Below are 4,143 nucleotides of genomic sequence, written 5' to 3'. Positions count from 1 at the left end.
TTATAAACCATGACATTGGAAAACGAGCATCTCCGACTGCGGAAGTGCTCGTTTTTTTCTATTCTGAAGCTAGTTTTTGCCCAGCCTCTTTCTTATTCTGCTGTAATACCATTCATATTAACTCGGTGCCATTCGTTGATAACATAGGCAAGCTGTCCAAGTTGATAGAGACCATAGTTACTGATTTCTTCACTATATTCATTAGTACCACCAAGTCCAGCTGTGTAAATAGCTACCATATATGGTGTTTCTTCCTCAACAATAGCATCTACATTGAGTGCTTCACGAACATAGCCTGGTTTTTGATAGATAGTCAAGTTTGGCAAGAACATGTGATAGTAATATTCAGGGAAAGATTGACCCAAATAATTCAAAATATCCGCATACTTATCCTGGTGATCCCAAAGATATTCCAAGACTTGAATGTAATAGTCAGTCGTTGTTTTATTCCCGTCTTCTTGGATTGTTTTGATCTCACCTTTAGACTCACCATAACGTCCAAACATAGAGTAGGCTTTCTCCATGCCTCCTAGACGCTCTGCCAAGGCATAGGCAGGCGTATTTTCAGAGTAAACAAGAGAATATTCCTGCATCTGTGGAATAGTCATCTTACCACCAAAAGCAGCAACGTAAGAATCATGCTCACCCTGATATTCATAAGCCGTATTAGTGATATCAAATTCTTCTGTCAATGTAAGCTTACCATCAGCAACCTCATCAACAACCAACATGTTAAGAGGTAATTTATAGGTTGAACCTGCAGTCATAGGCTGCGTTTCATTCATAGCAATTACTTCATCTGAGACAGTATTTTTATATGAAAAGGCGATTTGACTCTGATCAATGCCACTCTCAGCAAGAAATGCCAAAACAGTATCTTGCAAGCTAAGATTAACATAATCATAGACCAATCCAAGAGAAACCATAGCTTCATAATCCTGATCATAAGTTGCCTGCTTAGCTTCCTGAGACTTGGCAACTACCTTCTTCTCTGACGAAGACGAGCTTGAACTTGAATCAAGACTAGCAGAAAGGTTATCCGATGACAACGTCAGAGAGCTGCTTGCTCCTGTAGTTTGTCCATCTGACTTCTGCTGATTTTCAATAACTAAAAAACTAGTGAGCCCAATAAAAAGCAGGGCTAACAAGCTAATACTAACGACTGATTTCTTATTCACTGTAATTCTCCTAACTTTCTTATTATAAAGAAAAATTAGAATGATTACAAGTATATTTCTTTCTTTTTTTCACTTTTTAATCACAATTTTCCATTTTTAGCTAGAAAAAGAGAGTAAGACTAAATCAGGACTTTCAAAATCTGATTTTAATCCTACTCTCCAAATACGACTCTTATCAAAATTCAAGGATTTCAATAAACTATTGCCAGTTATAATGTTGCATTCTAATTATATTATGCTTTAGCAGATTTATAGAGTTCGTCAACCTTGTTCCAGTTGATGATTTCAAAGAAGGCTTTGATATAGTTTGGACGTACGTTACGGTAGTTGAGGTAGTATGCGTGTTCCCAAACGTCAAGTGCCAAGATTGGTTGTTTACCTTCCATGATTGGTGTGTCTTGGTTTGGTGTTGAAAGGACTTCAAGTTTACCTTCAGCATTAACAACTAGGAATGCCCAACCTGAACCAAAACGAGTTGTAGCCGCTGCTGTGAAAGCTTCTTGGAATGCTTCAAATGAACCGAATGCTTCGTTGATTGCTGCTGCAACTTCTTCAGTGATTTCAGTTTTTTCTGGTGACAAAAGTTCCCAGAAAAGAGCGTGGTTAAGGTGACCACCACCGTTGTTGATAAGTGCTTGACGGATGTCAACAGGAATTGACTCAACATCTGACAAAAGTGCTACCAAGTCTTCACCAATTTCAGGGTGTTTTTCAAGAGCAGCGTTAGCATTTGCCACGTAAGTTGCATGGTGCTTGTCGTGGTGGAGTGTCATTGTCTCTGCATCAATATATGGCTCAAGAGCATCGTAAGCGTATGGAAGTTCTGGTAAAATAATTGCCATGATCATGTCCTCATTTCATTTTTATGCTTTCATTTTATAGGAAAATGTCAGAGCTTTCAACTCTTTTGATTGAAAATCTCGCTATCTTCAGCCTAGATGACAAGATATTTTCAGCAGGGCTAGATCAAAGAGATAGACCTTATCATGAAGTCCAGATTTTATCTGAAAATCCGTCTCAATCAAAGTCTTCATAACCATTTTAAAAAAGGAAAGAGATAGGCTCCTGCTGTCTCTCAGAGCAAATTTGACCTGATAAGGATTGACCTTACGTCCAAGGTAATCTGACAAGTCAGCCACAATCTGATTTTCAGCCTTGCCCATTGCTGATAGCATCTTAACCTGTGTAAACATACGGAATTGCCCTAAAAGCACTGCAATCAGTTTAATCTCATCCTCACCCTGCAGACGCAAATCACTCACCAAGGCACGCGCTTGGTCAATCTGCCCCTTAATCAAAAATTGACTGAGATCGAAGATATTATCTTGTAGAGATTTGGGCACCGCTTCTGCAATATCCTGACTGGAAATAGCTCCAGAAGTCTTATAAGCCTTTAGAAAGGCTAGATTTTTCTGTGTATCTGAAAAGTCAAAATTTGATTTTATCAGCAATTCCTCAAAAACACCTGACTCAAAGCTCATCCCGTCAGCATGGGCTTGCTTTTGAAAATAGGTTCTCAAATCGGCTTCCTTAAGCGGACTTGCTTCAAATAGCTGTGCGTCTCTCTTTAAGAGTTTGACCAAGCGACGCTTACCATCTAGCTTACCTGGCGCTAAAATAATCAAACGAGTCGTCTCAACAGGATTCTCCAAATAAGCTTCAAATTGCTTCGCAGCCTTATCATCAAGAAAGGACTTCTTATCTGTCGTGATATCTAGGAGATTATCCACAAGGACTAATTTAAAGTCAGAAAAGAAGGGCAGACTCTCCAAATCCATCTCCACAGATTCAAAACTATCCTGACTCATATCAAAATAAGAATAGGTTAAATCAGCTGGGTCAAAGTCAATCTGACGCATCAAGGTTTCCCTCATCTGCTGATACTGTCCCTGATCCTCTCCAGATAGGACCGTGATTGGAGACAGGCTATTTTTGCTTATTTTTTTTAATTCTTCAAGTGCAATCATGAAACTATTATAACAAAAAAGGAAGCTCTAGGCTCCCTTTTACTATTAATGACGGTTTCTCTTGTATCCTTTAGAAGAGTTTCCTCCAGCATAACGACGACGGTTAGCTTTAAGGTCAGAAATCCTTTGCTCTGGATCTGCTTGCTCTTCAGTTGTTGGCTCAGCAACCTCAACTTTAGGCTGAACTGGGGCTTCTGATACAATTTCTTTCACTTCAATTTCTGGCTCAGATTCAACAACTTCTTCTGCAGAGACTTCTTCCACTACAACCGTTTCTTCTTTTTTGAAAATCTCAGATACGGCTTCTTTTGATAAGTCAACATCAGATGCTACAGGCGTTTCAGTTGTTTCTGAAACTGGACGCTCTGCGAGTGTTTCTACGGCAGCCTGATTAATCTTACTTGGCTGACAATAAATAACAATCATAGCAATCGGAACCAAGAAAATAATAAAGAAATTCAACAAAGGTATCCATGAGCCCAAAACTGGCAAGAATGAAATCAAAACAACTGACCAGTGATAACCTGCATCACGCAAACGACGAACAGCAAGCGCTAGGTTAGGAACAATTGTAGCCAGGCTATAGCATGACATTAAAATGAAAATGATAATAACAGTTGGACTCACTGTCGAAAGAAATCTAAGAGCAAATTCCTCATCTGTATCAGTATAACTATAGCTAGAGATTGCTATTAGAGGAAGAATAAAACTGAAGATCAAAATAAGACCAGCAATCGCACCGATAATAGCATTGATAAGGTATACCCACCAGTAGTCAGAACGTGTTGAACGTCCTTCGAAATCCGCATAACGCATCCAATAGTCTTTATAAGCTTTAAACATATATTTCTCCTTTACCCTCTATTATAACAAAAAGATGAGTATTTTTGAAAAACTTTTGAAATTTGTTTGTGTCAAGTAATCCTCGGAAACAATTTTCAAAGTCCTAAATCCACTTTTTGAGTTGACCAATCGGAGAGCTCGTTGCAGCAGCTAAA

The 4,143-nt window shown here is 38.8% G+C and carries 4 protein-coding genes; all 4 read right to left on the bottom strand.

The genetic code is table 11. The features are described from left to right. Positions 1-92 precede the first annotated feature (92 nt). Positions 93-1,178, bottom strand: a complete 1,086-nt coding sequence (locus tag JOC28_RS10515) for a serine hydrolase (protein ID WP_338058067.1) — start codon at positions 1,176-1,178, stop codon at positions 93-95. A 233-nt stretch (positions 1,179-1,411) separates the two neighbouring features. Then, positions 1,412-2,020, bottom strand: coding sequence for a superoxide dismutase SodA (gene sodA / locus JOC28_RS10510; RefSeq protein WP_205010621.1), 609 nt, complete (start codon positions 2,018-2,020; stop codon positions 1,412-1,414). Between the two features lie 87 nt (positions 2,021-2,107). After that, the gene (gene holA, locus JOC28_RS10505; protein ID WP_205010620.1) at positions 2,108-3,145 is read right to left on the bottom strand and encodes a DNA polymerase III subunit delta; all 1,038 of its coding nucleotides are present in this window, start codon (positions 3,143-3,145) and stop codon (positions 2,108-2,110) included. A 45-nt stretch (positions 3,146-3,190) separates the two neighbouring features. After that, positions 3,191-3,988, bottom strand: coding sequence for a DUF805 domain-containing protein (locus JOC28_RS10500; protein WP_205010619.1), 798 nt, complete (start codon positions 3,986-3,988; stop codon positions 3,191-3,193). Between the last annotated feature and the right edge of the window lie 155 nt (positions 3,989-4,143).

The sequence above is a fragment of the Streptococcus loxodontisalivarius genome (assembly GCF_016908645.1).
Classification (GTDB): domain Bacteria; phylum Bacillota; class Bacilli; order Lactobacillales; family Streptococcaceae; genus Streptococcus; species Streptococcus loxodontisalivarius.
Note: the sequence above shows the minus strand (reverse complement) of the source record. Positions and strands in the feature narration are given on the sequence as shown.